This is a genomic window from Caldimonas thermodepolymerans (assembly GCF_015476235.1).
GTDB lineage: Bacteria > Pseudomonadota > Gammaproteobacteria > Burkholderiales > Burkholderiaceae_C > Caldimonas > Caldimonas thermodepolymerans.
Window position 1 is genome coordinate 3,077,175 of sequence record NZ_CP064338.1, and the last position, 13,980, is coordinate 3,091,154.

15 protein-coding genes are annotated in these 13,980 nt (G+C 69.7%); 12 read left to right on the forward strand and 3 right to left on the reverse strand.

Annotated elements, in window-relative coordinates; translation table 11 throughout:
• The first annotated feature begins 46 nt into the window (after window positions 1-46).
• The 12 genes from IS481_RS14485 to IS481_RS14540 all read left to right on the forward strand — a co-directional run bounded on the left by IS481_RS14485 (window position 47) and on the right by IS481_RS14540 (window position 11,433).
• Window positions 47-2,104, forward strand: coding sequence for a ribonuclease catalytic domain-containing protein (locus IS481_RS14485; RefSeq protein ID WP_104357845.1), 2,058 nt, complete (start codon window positions 47-49; stop codon window positions 2,102-2,104).
• A gap of 13 nt (window positions 2,105-2,117) precedes the next feature.
• Window positions 2,118-2,969: an energy transducer TonB gene (locus tag IS481_RS14490; RefSeq protein ID WP_104357844.1), complete on the forward strand. Its 852-nt coding sequence runs from the start codon at window positions 2,118-2,120 to the stop codon at window positions 2,967-2,969.
• A 23-nt stretch (window positions 2,970-2,992) separates the two neighbouring features.
• The gene (aroE, locus tag IS481_RS14495) at window positions 2,993-3,832 is read left to right on the forward strand and encodes a shikimate dehydrogenase (protein ID WP_104357843.1); all 840 of its coding nucleotides are present in this window, start codon (window positions 2,993-2,995) and stop codon (window positions 3,830-3,832) included.
• Window positions 3,832-4,560 (forward strand): monofunctional biosynthetic peptidoglycan transglycosylase, encoded by a 729-nt coding sequence (gene mtgA, locus IS481_RS14500; protein ID WP_194963375.1) that lies wholly within the window; start codon window positions 3,832-3,834, stop codon window positions 4,558-4,560. The genes aroE and mtgA overlap by 1 nt, the downstream gene beginning before the upstream one ends.
• Window positions 4,561-4,647: 87 nt before the next feature.
• Window positions 4,648-5,256 (forward strand): hypothetical protein, encoded by a 609-nt coding sequence (locus IS481_RS14505; RefSeq protein WP_104357842.1) that lies wholly within the window; start codon window positions 4,648-4,650, stop codon window positions 5,254-5,256.
• A complete protein-coding gene (locus IS481_RS14510; protein ID WP_104357841.1) occupies window positions 5,253-5,780 on the forward strand; it encodes a TlpA disulfide reductase family protein in 528 nt (175 codons plus the stop codon). Before IS481_RS14505 ends, IS481_RS14510 begins: the two co-directional genes overlap by 4 nt.
• Before the next feature lie 95 nt (window positions 5,781-5,875).
• Complete coding sequence (gene aroQ, locus IS481_RS14515) at window positions 5,876-6,322, forward strand: type II 3-dehydroquinate dehydratase (RefSeq protein ID WP_104357840.1); 447 nt, start codon at window positions 5,876-5,878, stop codon at window positions 6,320-6,322.
• A gap of 103 nt (window positions 6,323-6,425) precedes the next feature.
• Window positions 6,426-6,902 carry an acetyl-CoA carboxylase biotin carboxyl carrier protein gene (accB, locus tag IS481_RS14520; protein ID WP_104357839.1) on the forward strand — a complete coding sequence of 159 codons (477 nt, stop codon included), beginning with the start codon at window positions 6,426-6,428 and terminating at the stop codon, window positions 6,900-6,902.
• Between the two features lie 133 nt (window positions 6,903-7,035).
• Entirely contained in the window at window positions 7,036-8,385 is a 1,350-nt protein-coding gene (gene accC / locus IS481_RS14525; RefSeq protein WP_104357838.1) for an acetyl-CoA carboxylase biotin carboxylase subunit, read from the forward strand.
• A gap of 55 nt (window positions 8,386-8,440) precedes the next feature.
• Window positions 8,441-9,346 (forward strand): 50S ribosomal protein L11 methyltransferase, encoded by a 906-nt coding sequence (prmA, locus tag IS481_RS14530; RefSeq protein WP_104357837.1) that lies wholly within the window; start codon window positions 8,441-8,443, stop codon window positions 9,344-9,346.
• A gap of 40 nt (window positions 9,347-9,386) precedes the next feature.
• Window positions 9,387-10,493 carry a zinc-ribbon and DUF3426 domain-containing protein gene (locus IS481_RS18540; protein ID WP_104357836.1) on the forward strand — a complete coding sequence of 369 codons (1,107 nt, stop codon included), beginning with the start codon at window positions 9,387-9,389 and terminating at the stop codon, window positions 10,491-10,493.
• Between the two features lie 31 nt (window positions 10,494-10,524).
• Window positions 10,525-11,433 carry a carbohydrate kinase family protein gene (locus tag IS481_RS14540; RefSeq protein WP_104357835.1) on the forward strand — a complete coding sequence of 303 codons (909 nt, stop codon included), beginning with the start codon at window positions 10,525-10,527 and terminating at the stop codon, window positions 11,431-11,433.
• A gap of 9 nt (window positions 11,434-11,442) precedes the next feature.
• Here IS481_RS14540 and IS481_RS14545 read toward each other — a convergent pair whose 3' ends face one another.
• The 3 genes from IS481_RS14545 to IS481_RS14555 all read right to left on the reverse strand — a co-directional run bounded on the left by IS481_RS14545 (window position 11,443) and on the right by IS481_RS14555 (window position 13,852).
• Window positions 11,443-11,775 (reverse strand): DUF167 domain-containing protein, encoded by a 333-nt coding sequence (locus IS481_RS14545; protein WP_104357834.1) that lies wholly within the window; start codon window positions 11,773-11,775, stop codon window positions 11,443-11,445.
• 71 nt (window positions 11,776-11,846) lie between these two features.
• Window positions 11,847-12,389: a histone H1-like DNA-binding protein gene (locus tag IS481_RS14550; protein WP_104357833.1), complete on the reverse strand. Its 543-nt coding sequence runs from the start codon at window positions 12,387-12,389 to the stop codon at window positions 11,847-11,849.
• Window positions 12,390-12,604: 215 nt separating this feature from the next.
• Complete coding sequence (locus IS481_RS14555) at window positions 12,605-13,852, reverse strand: ribonucleotide-diphosphate reductase subunit beta (RefSeq protein ID WP_104357832.1); 1,248 nt, start codon at window positions 13,850-13,852, stop codon at window positions 12,605-12,607.
• Between the last annotated feature and the right edge of the window lie 128 nt (window positions 13,853-13,980).

Here is a 13,980-nt window from a genome sequence, read left to right on the forward strand (position 1 = left end):
GGGTTTCGGTCCGGGCCGGGGCCGGAGTCAGGCGACAATCTGCGCCATGTTCGCCCTGTTCGAAGATGCCGGGAAGTTTTTCGCCGGCCGCGTGATGTCCGAAGCGGAGGCCTCGATCCAGGTCGAGCTCGACTCCGGCAAGCGCGTCAAGGTCAAGTCCGCCAACGTGCTGCTGAAGTTCGAGCAGCCGCAACCCGCCGAACTGCTCGCCCAGGCCCAGGTGCAGGCCGAGGAGATCGACCTCGACCTCGCCTGGGAATTCGCCCCGGCCGAGGAGTTCGGCTTCGCCGACATCGCGCGCGACTATTTCAACGAGAAGGCCTCGCCGGTGCAGCAGGCCGCCGCACTGCTGCGCCTGTTCGGCGCGCCGCACTACTTCCGCCGCGTCGGCAAGGGCCGCTTCAGGAAGGCGCCCGAAGAAGCGGTCAAGGCCGCCCTGCTCGGCATCGAGCGCAAGAAGCAGCAGCAGGCCCAGATCGGCGCCTGGGCGGCCGAGCTGGTCGAAGGCCGTTGCCCGCAGCCGATCCGTGACCAGCTCTACCGCATCCTGTTCAAGCCGGACAAGAACGGCCTGGAATACAAGGCCGTCGTCGAGGCCAGCAAGCGCGCGCACGTCGCGCCGCTGGAGCTGCTGCAGCGCGCCGGCGCGATCGACAGCCCGTACCAGTTCCACTGGCGGCGCTTCCTGTTCGAGCACTTCCCCAAGGGCTACGGCTTCCCCCCGCTGGAACTGCCCCAGGTGAGCGAGGAGCTGCCGGTGGCGCCGGTGCAGGCGTTCAGCGTCGACGATTCCTCCACCACCGAGATCGACGATGCGCTGTCCGTGCAGGGCCTGGGCACCGGCACCGTGGTGCTGGGCATCCACATCGCCGCGCCGGGCCTGGCGATCACGCCCGGCTCGCCGATGGACCAGGTGGCGCGCAGCCGCTACTCGACGGTCTACATGCCGGGCTACAAGATCACCATGCTGCCCGACGAGATGGTGCAGGCCTACACGCTGGTCGAGGGCCGCGCCTGCCCGGCGGTGTCGCTGTACGTGACGCTGGACGAGGCCACGCTGGAGATCCGGGGCAGCGAGACGCGCGTCGAGCGGGTGCCGATCGCGGCCAACCTGCGCCACGACCAGCTCGACGACGTGATCACCGAGGCCTCGCTGACCGGCCAGGCACCGGCCGACTACCCGTTCCACGCCGAACTGGCCTTCGTGTTCCGCTTCGCCAGGCACTTCAAGGCGCAGCGCGAGGTGGTGCGCGGCAAGCCGGAGAACTTCACCCGCCCCGACTACACCTTCCGGTTGGAAGGCAACGGCGACCAGGAGCCCACCGGCCAGGAGACCGTGCACATCACCACGCGCAAGCGCGGCGCGCCGCTGGACCTGATGGTGGCCGAGGCGATGATCCTCGCCAACAGCCTGTGGGGTGGCTGGCTCGCCGAGCTGGGCGTGCCCGGCATCTACCGCAGCCAGGCGAGCCTGCTGCCCGGCGTGAAGGTGCGCATGAGCACCAAGCCGCTGCCGCACGCGGGCATGGGCGTGAAGCAGTACACCTGGGCCACCTCGCCGCTGCGCCGCTACGTGGACCTGGTCAACCAGTGGCAGATCATCGCCTGCGCCCGCCACGGCCGCACCGCCGCACTGGCCGCGCCGTTCAAGCCCAAGGATGCCGAACTGTTCTCGATCATCTCCGGGTTCGACGCGGCCTACTCGGCCTACAACGAGTTCCAGTCGGGCATCGAGCGCTACTGGACGCTGCGCTACCTGGAACAGAACGGCATCACCGAACTGGTCGCCGCGGTGCTGAAGGACGGCCTGGTGCGCGCCGAGACGCTGCCGCTCGTGCTGCGCGCGGTCGGCGCGGAGAACCTGGCGCGCGGCGTGCGGGTGCGCGTGCGCGTCACCTCGGTCGACGAGCTGACGCTGGACGTGCATGCCAGCGTGATCGAGCGGCTGGACGAGGCGCCTGCGGCCGACATGATCGCCGAGGACGAAGCCGAGCTCGAGGAGGAGGCCGGCGCCGCGGCCGGCCCGCTGTCGCTGGCCATCGACGTGAACGACGAGGCGGGGCCGGACGAAGGCGACAATACAGCCTCAGCCCCTGCCGCCTGAACCGCTGCCACGCATGCTGAAGAAGCTCATCACCCTGCAGATCGCACTGGCCATCTCGCTCGCCGTGCATGCGGTCCTGCTGACCGTGCGCTTTGTCGACCCGGAGGGCTTCAACCGCATGTTCGAGGACACCCCGCTGGAGGTGATCCTGGTCAACGCCCGCTCCACCGAGGCGCCCGTGAAGGCCCAGGCGATCGCGCAGACCACGCTGGCCGGCGGCGGCGACGCCGAGAAGGGCCGCGCCACCTCGCCACTGCCGCCTTCGCCGACGGTCGCGCTGGGCGACTCGATGGAGGAAAGCCGCAAGCAGATCGAGATGCTGCTCGAGCAGCAGACCCGCCTGCTCACCCAGGTCAAGAAGGAGCTGGCCGCGCTGCCGGCCCCGGACCCGCGGCGCGACCGCGGCTCGCCCGAGGAACAGGCGCAGGAAGAACGCCGTCGCCAGCTGCTGCGCATGCTGGCCGAGATCGAGAAGCGCATCAACGAGGAGAACTCGCGGCCGAAGCGGCGCTTCATCAGCCCGGCCACCCGCGAGGCGGTCTACGCGATCTACTACGACCAGTTGCGCCGCAAGATCGAGGAACGCGGCACGCGCAACTTCCCCGAGCACCAGGGCCGCAAGCTCTACGGGGAACTGACCATGGTCGTGACCGTCGACGCCCAGGGCCACGTGGTCGACACCGAGATCGTCGAGTCGTCGCGCTCGCGCGTGCTGGACCGCCAGGCGATCGCGATCGTGCACGCGGCCAGCCCGTTCGGCCCCTTCTCGCCGGCGATGCGCGCCAAGGCCGACCAGATCGTGGTGGTGTCGCGCTTCAAGTTCACCCGCGACGACGCCCTCGAAACCACGCTGACCACCCACTGAACCGACTTCACCTCCGCTCCTGCATGGATCGCTACGCCGTCGCCGGCAACCCGGTCGAACACAGCAAGTCCCCGGTCATCCACGCCCGCTTCGCCGCGCAGACCGGCGAGCCGGTCGAGTACACCCGCCTGCTGGTGCCGCTCGACGCCATCGCGCCGACGCTGCGCGCCTTCGCCGACGGCGGCGCGAAGGGCTGCAACGTCACCGTGCCGTTCAAGTTCGAGGCCTACGCGATGGCGACACGCACCAGCGAGCGCGCCGCGCTGGCCCGGGCGGCCAACACGCTGCGCTTCGACGCCGAAGGCTGGTACGCCGACAACACCGACGGCGCCGGCTTGGTGGCCGACGTGCAGGCCAACGCCGGCTTCGCGATCGCCGGCCGCCAGGTGCTGCTGGTCGGCGCCGGCGGGGCCGCGGCCGGTGTGCTGGGCCCGCTGCTGCAGCAGCGCCCGCGCCGCCTGGTGGTCGCCAACCGCACGCCCGGCAAGGCACAGCAGCTGGTGGACAGCCACGCCGCCTTGGCGCGGCAGTGCGACGTGGAGCTGCAGGCCGCCACGCTGGAGGGCTGCGGCACCGGGTTCGACCTGGTGCTCAACGCCACCGCCGCCAGCCTGCACGGCGGCGGCGTGCCGGTGGCCGGCGCAGTGCTGGCGCGCGGCGCGCTGGCCTACGACATGATGTACGGCCCGGCGGCGGCCGGCTTCCTGGCCTGGGCGCGCGAGCACGGTGCGACCGGCCGCGACGGCCTGGGCATGCTGGTCGAGCAGGCCGCCGAGTCCTTCTTCGTCTGGCGCGGGGTGCGCCCGGCCACCGCCCCGGTGCTGGCCGAGCTGCGCGCCCAGGCCGACGCGGCGGGCCGATGATGCGACGCGTGCTGGCGGCGGCGGGACGGCTGCTGGCGCTGTGCCTGCTGGCCGGCATGTCGCTGCAGCTGTACTTCCTGCTGCGCATCGCGCTGATGGCGGTGGTCGACCCGCAGTCGACCACCTTCCAGCGCGCCGAGATCGCGCGCATCCTGACCGAAAAGGGCGAACTGCCCTGGCGCCAGACCTGGCGCGACTACGACCAGATCTCCGACCACCTCAAGCGCGCGGTGATCGCCTCCGAGGACGCCGGCTTCACCGAACATGACGGCGTCGACTGGGATGCGATCGAGCGCGCCTGGGAGCGCAACCAGCGCGCCCAGGAACTGGCCGCGCGGCGCGGCCAGGCCCGCCCGGCGAAGATCGTCGGCGGCTCGACGATCACCCAGCAGCTGGCCAAGAACCTGTTCCTCTCCGGCGAGCGCAGTTTCCTGCGCAAGGGGCAGGAGTTCGTCATCACTTTCATGCTGGAGGCCGTGCTCGACAAGCGGCGCATCCTGGAGATCTACCTGAACCACGTCGAATGGGGCGACGGCGTGTTCGGCGCCGAGGCGGCCGCGCAGCACTATTTCCGCACCGGCGCCGACCGGCTCACGCCGCAGCAGGCGGCCCGGCTGGCGGTGATGCTGCCCGCCCCCAAGCGCTACGAGCAACGCCCCGGCTCGGCCTACCTGCTCGGGCGGGCCGCCACGATCCGGGCCCGCATGGGCGCGGTGCAGCTGCCGTAACCCCGCGCCGAGCAGGTGGGTCGGCCGGGTCCGCCGCGCCGCCTCCTACAATGCCCCGTGCCGCATTTGCCCCGTCCGTGATCCGCCATGTCCGCCCCCCTGTCCCCCCTGGCCGCCGAAATCGCCGCCACCGCCGCCCGGCTGATCGTCGAGGAGGGCATGGAGTACGGTCCGGCCAAGCGCAAGGCCGCCAAGCTGCTCGCCAAGCGCACGCTGGCGCCGGTGGACCTACCCGACAATGACGCGGTCGAGGCGGAAGTGCGTGCCTACATCGACATCTTCTGCGCCGACACCCAGCCGGCCGAGCTGGCCGCCCTGCGGGCCGTCGCGCTGCGCTGGATGGAGCGGCTGGCCGAGTTCCGCCCGCACCTGACCGGCGCGGTGTGGAACGGCACCGCCACCCGGCTCAACGACGTGTGGATCAACCTGTTCTGCGACGACTCCAAGTCCGCCGAGATCCGCCTGATCGACCGGCGCGTGGACTACGACGTCGGCACCGTCCAGGGCTTCCGCGGGGCGCCGGTGGACGTGCTGACGCTGACCGACCGCAGCCCGGAGCTGGGCCAGCCCGTCTCCGTGCACCTGGTGATCTACGACCATGACGACCTGCGCGGTGCGCTCAAGCCGGACGCACGCGGGCGCACCGAACGAGGCAGCCTGGACGCCGTGCGCGCGCTGCTGGAGGGCACGCCATGAACCGCCGTCAATGGGCCGTGGCCGCCGTGGCCGGCCTGGCTGCCGCCGCGGGCGGCGCCGGGCTGGCCTGGTGGCGCCGGCCGGCACCGGCTGACGCGGCCGACACTGCCGCGCTGTGGTCGCTGCGCTTCGACACCCCGGACGGGCGGACGCTGGAGATGCAGGCGCTGCGCGGCCGGCCGCTGGTCGTGAACTTCTGGGCGACCTGGTGTGCCCCCTGCGTGCGCGAGATGCCCGAGCTGGATCGCTTCCACCAACGCTTCGGGCCGCAGGGCTGGCAGGTGGTCGGCATCGCGATCGACCAGCAAGCCCCAGTGCAGGAGTTCCTGCGCAAGGTGCCGGTGGCGTTCCCGATCGCGTTGGGAGGCTACGCCGGCATGGAGCTGGTGCGCGCGCTCGGCAACCCGCAGGGCGGGCTGCCGTTCACCGTCGTGCTGGGACGCGACGGTACGGTGCGGCACCGCAAGCTGGGCGAAACCAGTTTTGCCGAGCTGTCCGGCTGGGCAGATGCAACAACTATGTGACCGGCGCGGTCTGTGAAAACAATTTCTCGACATTTGCGCCGATTTGCGCGTAAAGTCACGGCTTCTTTACTGACGGCCGTCCCGACGACCCGCCGCTGATGTCCATCCTCGTTCTGCATGGTCCCAACCTGAACCTGCTCGGCACCCGCGAGCCGCAGGTCTACGGGTCGACCACTTTGAGCCAGATCGACGCAGAACTGGTCAAGTTCGCCGCAGATCGAGGCATTGAACTGAGAACCTTCCAAAGCAACCATGAAGGGGCGCTGGTCGACCGCATCCACCAGGCGCGCGATGACGGCACCCGCTTCATCATCATCAACCCGGCGGCCTACACCCACACCAGCGTGGCGCTGCGCGACGCGCTGGCCGGCGTGGCCATCCCCTTCGTCGAAGTGCACCTGTCCAATGTGCACCGGCGCGAACCCTTCCGGCAGCACTCCTATTTCTCGGACCTCGCCGAAGGGGTGATCTGCGGTCTCGGCGCCACCGGCTACCGCCTGGCCCTCGAGTACGCGCTGGAACGTCTCGCACCCGCGGCCTGACGCTTCCCCCGCTCCACTCACCCACGGCGATTGACGACAGATCGAGGCTCACTGGTGCGCGAACGCCGCTGATCACGACAAAAAAGGAAAGTTGGAGAGCGAAATGGATCTACGCAAGCTCAAGACCCTCATCGACCTGGTGTCGGAGTCGAACATCTCCGAGCTGGAGATCACCGAAGCCGACGGCAAGGTGCGCATCGTCAAGTCCGACGGCCACACCGCCGCCTCGGCCGCGCCGGTCGTGATGGCCCCGGTCGCCGCGCCGGTGGCGGCGCCGGTCGTCACCGCCCCGGCCCCCGCGCCGGCAGCCGCCGCTCCCGCGGCGCCGGCCGCGCCCGAGGTCAAGGGTCACGTGGTCAAGTCGCCGATGGTCGGCACCTTCTATCGCGCCTCCAGCCCGGGCGCCAAGCCCTTCGTCGAGCTGGGCCAGCAGGTCAAGGAAGGCGACCCGCTGTGCATCATCGAGGCGATGAAGATCATGAACGAGATCGAGGCCGACAAGTCCGGCACGGTCACCCAGATCCTGTGCGAGAACGGGCAGGCCGTCGAATACGGCCAGCCGCTGTTCGTGATCGAGTGAGCCGGCGGGGGCCACCCGCCCCTGCCTCCTGCCTGATCGCACGGGCGATCAGCCACCCAGCCAGCTTGGCCCAGCGGCACCACGCCGTGCCGGGAACGCCCCGGCCCCCGACGAGCCTGCCGCGGAGATCACGATGTTCAAGAAGATACTGATTGCCAACCGCGGAGAGATCGCCCTCCGCATCCAGCGCGCCTGCCGCGAGATGGGCATCAAGTCGGTCGTCGTCTATTCCGAAGCCGACCGCGATGCCAAGTACGTGAAGCTCGCCGACGAGGCGGTGTGCATCGGCCCGGCCGCCTCGGCCCAGAGCTATCTCAGCATGCCGGCCATCATCTCGGCCGCCGAGGTGACCGACGCCGAGGCCATCCACCCGGGCTACGGCTTCCTGTCCGAGAACGCCGACTTCGCCGAGCGCGTCGAGCAAAGCGGCTTCACCTTCATCGGCCCCACGCCCGAGTGCATCCGCCTGATGGGCGACAAGGTTTCGGCCAAGGCCGCGATGATCAAGGCCGGCGTGCCCTGCGTGCCCGGCTCCGACGGCGCGCTGCCCGAGGACCCGAAGGAGATCATCAAGATCGCCCGATCGATCGGCTACCCGGTCATCATCAAGGCCGCGGGCGGCGGTGGCGGGCGCGGCATGCGCGTCGTGCACACCGAGGCCGCCCTCATCCATGCCGTGCAGACCACCCGCACCGAGGCGGGCGCCGCCTTCGGCAACCCGGCGGTCTACATGGAGAAGTTCCTCGAGAACCCGCGCCACATCGAGATCCAGGTGCTGGCCGACCAGCACCGCAACGCGGTGTACCTGGGCGAGCGCGACTGCTCGATGCAGCGCCGCCACCAGAAGATCATCGAGGAAGCACCGGCGCCGGGCATCCCGCGCCGCATCATCGACAAGATCGGCGCACGCTGCGCCGAGGCCTGCCGCAAGATCGGCTACCGCGGCGCCGGCACCTTCGAGTTCCTGTACGAGAACGGCGAGTTCTACTTCATCGAGATGAACACCCGGGTGCAGGTCGAGCACCCGGTGACCGAACTCGTCACCGGCATCGACATCGTGCAGATGCAGATCCGGGTGGCCGCCGGCGAGAAGCTGCCGTTCTCGCAGCGCCACATCGAGATGCGCGGCCACGCGATCGAGTGCCGCATCAACGCCGAGGACCCGTACAGGTTCACGCCCTCGCCCGGCCGCATCACGATGTGGCACGCGCCCGGCGGCCCCGGCGTGCGCGTCGATTCGCACATCTACACCAACTACTTCGTGCCGCCCAACTATGATTCGATGATCGGCAAGATCATCGTGCATGGCGACACCCGCGAGCAGGCGCTGGCACGCATGCGCATCGCGCTGTCGGAAACGGTGGTCGAAGGCATCCAGACCAACATCCCGCTGCACCGCGAGCTGCTGGCCGATGCCAAGTTCATCGAGGGCGGCACCAGCATCCACTACCTGGAAAGCTGGATGAGCGAGCGCAAGCGGTGACGCCGTCCCCGTCCCCGCGACGACCAGGCGCTGGCGCCGACGCAGGAGAAACGCGATGATCGAATTGCTGCTGCTGGCCGGCGAGGACCTGGTCGACACCGTCTCGGACGCGCTGATGGAACTCGACGCGCTGTCGGTCTCGGTGGAGGACGCCGACGCCGGCACCGAGGCCGAGCAGGCGCTGTTCGGCGAGCCGGGCCTGCCGCCACCCAAGGGCGGCTGGGGCCGCTCGACGCTGCGCGCCCTGTTCCCCACCGAGGAAGCCGCCACCGAGGCGGCCACGCTGCTGCTGGCCCAGCCCTGGGCCAGCGAGGTGCACGTGGTCGCGATGCAGCCGGTGCCGGACCAGGACTGGGTGCGACTGACGCAGTCGCAGTTCCATCCGGTCGAGATCACGCCCGAGTTCTGGATCGTGCCGACCTGGCACGAGCCGCCGGCGCAGGCGCGCCGCGTGATCCGGCTCGACCCGGGACTGGCCTTCGGCACCGGGACCCACCCCACCACGCGCATGTGCCTGCGCTGGATCGCGCAGCAGGCCCCGGCGCTCGCGCCCAGCTGGCAGCGCGTGCTGGACTACGGCTGCGGCTCGGGCATCCTGGCGATCGGCGCGGCGCTGCATGGCGCGCAGGCGATCGACGCGGTGGACATCGACCCGGCGGCGATCGAATCGACGCAGGCCAACGCCCAGGCCAACGGCGTGACGCTGCGTGCCGGACCGCCCGAGCTCGCGCAGGGACGGTACCCGCTGGTGCTCGCCAACATCCTGGCCACGCCGCTCAAGCTGCTGGCGCCGCTGCTGTGCGGCCATGTCGCCCCGGGCGGCCACCTGGTGCTGGCCGGCATCCTCGAGCGCCAGGCCGACGAGCTCGCCGAGGCCTACGCCCCGTGGTGCCGGCTCGAGGTCAGCGACCAGGAGGATGGCTGGATCCTCATGACGGGCCGCCCCGGCACACCGGCCTGAGGGGACGGCAAGCCGCCGTCCCGATGGCATCATTCGCGCCATGAGTCTTGCCACCCGCTGCCCGGCCTGCCACACCACCTTCCGCGTCGTCCAGGACCAGCTGAAGGTCTCCGAAGGCTGGGTCCGCTGCGGGCGCTGCAACGAAGTCTTCAACGCGATCGAGGGACTGTTCGACCTCGAGCGCGACGGCATGCCGCCGCCGGCGCCCGCCCCGCGGGCCGCGCAGGCACCGGCCAGGCAGGTCCCGCCCCCACCGCCGCCTCCGGCACCGGCGCCGGCCGTGCCGCCCCCCCCTGCCCCGCAGGCCGCCGCCGGCGCGCCCGCGGCCGCAGCGGCGACGGTCGAGGAGGACGAGGCGGACGAGGTCACGACCGCCTACGACGTGCTCGACTCGCGCTTCCTGAGCCGCAGCACCTACGGGGCCCACGAGGCCCCCGAGAAGGACGAGGACGACGGCTTTGCCGACGCACGCTTCGACAGCACCCTCGAGGAACACGAACTCGAGTCGCAGGCCGTGGCGGCCGGCCTCGGCGCCGCGCCCCCTTCGGCCGGCGGCGAGGCGGCGCGCCGCAAGTCACGCCTGCGCGGCACCCCCGTGCGCGAGCGGCGCAGCAGCGCGGACGACGACGAGGTCGCGCCGGAATTCCTGCGCAAGGCCGAGCGCGCGGAGCGCTGGCGCCGCCCCTGGGTGCGCGCCGTGCTGGGCCTCGTGGCGCTCCTGCTGCTCGGCGCCCTGCTGCTGCAGGTGGCCCACCACCAGCGCGACCGGCTGGCCGCGACCTACCCGGCCACGCGCCCCTGGCTGGAGCGCCTGTGCGACGTGGCCCGCTGCACCGTCGGGCCCTGGCAGCACATCGAGGCCATCGTGATCGGCGGCAGCAGCCTCTCGGCCGGCGCCGCGACCGACAGCTACCGCCTCTCGGTGCTGGTGCGCAACGACGGCAACGTGCCGGTGGCCGTGCCCCACATCGAACTGCGGCTGGCCGACTACAACGGCGAGCTGATCACGCGCCGCGCGCTGTCGCCGGCAGACTTCCGCCACCGGCAGGTCGTGATCGCGCCGCGCTCGGAGGTCTCGCTGGACCTGGAGTTCACCAGCCCCGGCCGGCGCGTGGCCAGCTTCACCGTCAGCGCCTTCTACCCCTGAAGAACGTCGCCATCCACTCCCTGGAGCACACATGCCTGCCCTGATCTGCGGCTCGCTCGCCTTCGACACCATCACCACCTTCCCCGGACGGTTCCAGGAGCAGATCCTGCCGGAGCAGATCCACATCCTGAACGTCTCCTTCCTGGTGCCGACGCTGCGCCGCGAGTTCGGCGGCTGCGCCGGCAACATCGCCTACACGCTCAAGCAGCTGGGCGGCGAACCGCTGGTGATGGCGGCGCTCGGCGCCGACGGGCAGAGCTATCTGGACCGCATGCGCGAGTGGGGCGTGTCCACCGAATTCGTGCAGGTGGTCGGGGACAGCTACACCGCGCAGGCCATCATCATGACCGACGCGGACAACAACCAGATCACCGCGTTCCACCCCGGCGCGATGCAGTTCGCGCACCGGAACGTGGTGCAGGCACGCGAGGACATCCGCCTGGCCATCATCGCACCCGACGGACGCGACGCGATGCTGCAGCATGCCGAGCAGCTGGCCGCCGCGGGCATCCCCTTCGTGTTCGACCCGGGCCAGGGCCTGCCGATGTTCAACGGCGACGAACTGCGCCGCTTCGTCGCGCAGGCCACCTGGGTGGCGGTCAACGACTACGAGGCGCGGCTGCTGTGCGAACGCACCGGCTCGGACCTCGCCGAACTGTCGCGCTCGCACCTGCAGGGCATCATCGTGACGCTCGGGGCGCACGGCTGCGAGGTCTGGACCGGCGGCGAGAAGGTGCACGTGCCGGGCGTGACGGCCAGTGCCGTGGTCGACCCGACCGGCTGCGGTGACGCATTCCGCGGCGCGCTGCTGTACGGGCTGGAGCGCGGCTGGGACCTGGTGCGCTGCGCCGAGCTCGGCAACCGTGTCGGAGCGATCAAGATCGCCTGCGCCGGTCCGCAGAACCACCGCATCGACCGCGCCGCCCTCGGCCTCGCCTGAGCGCCGGCCTCAGCCTTCCGCGGGCGGCACCAGGCGCGCGAGCAGCGCGACCAGCCGTGCGTCGCTCGCGTCCGTGGCCAGGCTCACCGTCTTGCGGCGCGCGGTCTGCCCGCGCAGCAGCGACAGCGAGGCGCGCGCGACGCCGAGCTGCTCGGCCAGCCAGCGGATCAGCGCCTCGTTGGCCTTGCCATCCACCGGCGGCGCGTGCAAGCGCACCCGCAGCGCCCCGTCATGCAGCCCGACCACCTCGGTGCGCTTGGCATTGGGAATCACGCTGACGTCGAGCTCGAGCCCGTGCCGGGTGCGTCGGGCAAAGCTGGGAAGGTCGGCGGAGGCACTCATCGGTCAGCAGTGAGAGGGTCCATGAAAAAACCCGGCCAGGGCCGGGTTTTGACGTGAAAGCAAATCCCGCTTCAGGGACGCGCGCCGGTCGGGAACGGCCACGCAGCCTGGGGGCTGAGCGTGGTCTTGGCCACCGGAGCCGGAGCAGGCGCAGGAGCCGCAGCAGGGGCAGCGGCGGCCTTCTTCGCAGCCTTCTTGGCTGCGGGCTTCTTCGCCGCAGGCTTCTTGGCAGCAGGCTTCTTCGCAGCAGCCTTCTTCGCCGGTGCAGCCTTCTTGGCAGCGACCTTCTTCGCCGGAGCCTTCTTGGCGACGGCCTTCTTCGCAGGCGCCTTCTTGGCGGCGACCTTCTTCGCGACGGCCTTCTTCGCCGGTGCGGCCTTCTTGGCAGCGACCTTCTTCGCCGGCGCCTTCTTGGCGACGGCCTTCTTCGCCGGGGCCGCCTTCTTCGCGGCGACCTTCTTCACCGCGACCTTCTTGGCCGGCGCGGCCTTCTTGGCGACGACCTTCTTCGCCGGCGCCTTCTTGGCAGCGGCCTTCTTCGCCGGTGCCTTCTTGGCTGCAGCCTTCTTCGCGGGAGCGGCCTTCTTGGCGGCCGGTTTCTTCGCAGTTGCCATAACGATTCTCCTTGATCAAGTGGCAAAGAGCACCGCGCTGATCGATACAACGCGGGTATCCACGGCCCGGAAGTTCATCCCGGAGCGACGCCCCGGTGCCGTGAATCGGGTGGCAGGCAAGGACCGCAGCTTCTGCGTCTGGCGGTCCTCACCTGCGAATCTTGATCTCTTCTTCATCATGACCTGGAGAGCAGCGTTCGTGCCTGCGCGTCGCGTCAATCCCAGGACAACGCGCCACCGGACTGGTACTCGATGACGCGGGTCTCGAAGAAATTGCGTTCCTTCTTCAGGTCAATCATCTCGCTCATCCACGGGAACGGGTTCTCCTCGTTCGGGAAGAGCGGCTCCAGGCCGATCTGCGTCGCGCGCCGGTTCGCGATGTAGCGCAGATAGCCCTTGAACATCGAAGCGTTCAGCCCCAGCACGCCGCGCGGCATGGTGTCCTCGGCGTAGCGGTACTCCAGCTCGACCGCCTTGAGGAACAGCGCCTTGATCTCGGCCCGGAACTCCGGCGTCCACAGGTGCGGGTTCTCGAGCTTGATCTGGTTGATCAGGTCGATGCCGAAGTTGCAGTGCATCGACTCGTCGCGCAGGATGTACTGGTACTGCTCGGCCGCGCCCGTCATCTTGTTCTGGCGCCCCAGCGCCAGGATCTGGGTGAAGCCGACGTAGAAGAACAGGCCCTCCATCAGGCAGGCGAAGACGATCAGCGACTTCAGCAGCGTCTGGTCGTTCTCCGGCGTGCCGGTGTGGAAGTCCGGGTGCATGATCGCGTCGATGAACGGGATCAGGAACTCGTCCTTGTCCCGGATCGACGGGATCTCGTGGTAGGCGTTGAAGATCTCGGACTCGTCCAGGCCCAGCGACTCGACGATGTACTGGTAGGCGTGGGTGTGGATCGCCTCCTCGAAGGCCTGGCGCAGCAGGAACTGGCGGCATTCGGGGGCGGTGATGTGCCGGTAGGTGCCCAGCACGATGTTGTTGGCCGCCAGCGAGTCGGCGGTCACGAAGAAACCGAGGTTGCGCTTGACGATGCGGCGCTCGTCCTCGGTCAGGCCGTTCGGGTCCTTCCACAGCGCGATGTCGCGAGACATGTTGATCTCTTGCGGCATCCAGTGGTTGGCGCAGGTGGCGAGGTACTTCTCCCAGGCCCACTTGTACTTGAACGGCACCAGCTGGTTGACGTCGGTCTGGCCGTTGATGATGCGCTTGTCCGCGACGTTGACGCGGCGCGTGCTGGTCGACTGCACGCTGTGCGAGGCCACGGGCGCGGCTGCACCACCGAAGGCGGAGACGGCGGGCTGGAGTTGCAGTTGGGGGTCAGCGAACGCTGCAGCGGAGGAAGCAACGGACACCGATTGTTGGGGCGACGCTGGCATGGCCCGCGCGGCACTGGAGGGGTTCGGCGCGGTGCTCGTCGTGCGATCAGTCGAGGGATGGAATTCTTCTTCCCAAACCAACATGGTGGACTTCCTATGGGGGCGAATTATGAGATTGTTGCGTCAAAACACCAAGCACTTCTTGACATCCGGACGATGAACTTGTTGCGGTGTCGCATCGCTGTCATCGCGTCGGGGACGTGCCTGTCGTG